Annotated in this window: 1 protein-coding gene; it reads left to right on the forward strand. The window is 31.8% G+C overall.

Annotated features, from left to right (window positions below; translation table 11 throughout):
• Nucleotides 1–17: 17 nt before the first annotated feature.
• A partial coding sequence (locus tag A0J48_RS26630; protein ID WP_200327571.1) for an IS630 family transposase occupies nt 18–960 on the forward strand: 943 nt, incomplete at its 3' end.

A 960-nucleotide genomic window follows, 5' to 3' on the forward strand; every position in this document is an offset into this window, starting at 1 on the left:
AAAATAAAGAGAAAAAGATGCGATTTATTAGAGATTTGAACTTTGATACAGCCAAATTACTAGAAAGAATATATAAAGAAAGTGTACATTCTCAAGTTAGACAAAGAGCGCATTGTATTTTATTAAGCTATAAAGGAGTGACAATTCCTGAATTAATAGAAATTTTTAAAGTAACTAGAGTTACTATATATAACTGGATGAACGATTGGGAAGATAACAGATTATTAGGATTATATAATCAAAAAGGAAGAGGAAGAAAACCAACTTTTAATGAAGAACAGAAGCAAAAAATAAAATCATGGGTAAAACTCTATCCTAAAGATTTAAAAAAAGTCTTGGCACAAATTAAGCAAGAATGGGGAATAACAGTTAGTAAAGATACAATAAAAAGGATATTGAGAAGTTTAATAATGACATGGAGAAGATTTAAAAGGGGATTAGCAGGAGAACCAGACCCCTTGGAATACAAGGAAAAACAGTTAGAGATTACCAAACTAAAAGAACAAGAAAAACGTGGAGAAATTGATTTAAGATATTTAGATGAAAGCGGGTTTTGTTTAACACCTTATGTACCTTATGGATGGCAAGAAAAAGGAGAAAACATTCCCATCAAAAGTAGCCGTAGCCGACGTTTAAATATCCTGGGGTTAATGAATCGTAACCAAGAATTAGATGCCTATATATTTGAAGGCAGAATCACAAGTGAAGTTGTTATATCTTGCCTAGATAAATTTGCAGAAAACCTCTCAATAAAAACTGTCGTGGTTATGGATAAGGCATCATTTCATACAAGCAAGAAAATCCAGGCTAAAATCAATGAATGGAATCAGAAGAATTTACAAATATTCTGGCTGCCATCCTACTCTCCTCAACTAAACTTAATCGAAATTCTCTGGCGATTTATGAAGTATGAATGGATAGAAATTGATGCTTACTCTAGTTGGCATAATTTAGTGAACT

This window comes from Sphaerospermopsis aphanizomenoides BCCUSP55, assembly GCF_001586785.1.
Taxonomy (GTDB): Bacteria; Cyanobacteriota; Cyanobacteriia; order Cyanobacteriales; family Nostocaceae; genus Sphaerospermopsis_A; species Sphaerospermopsis_A aphanizomenoides_A.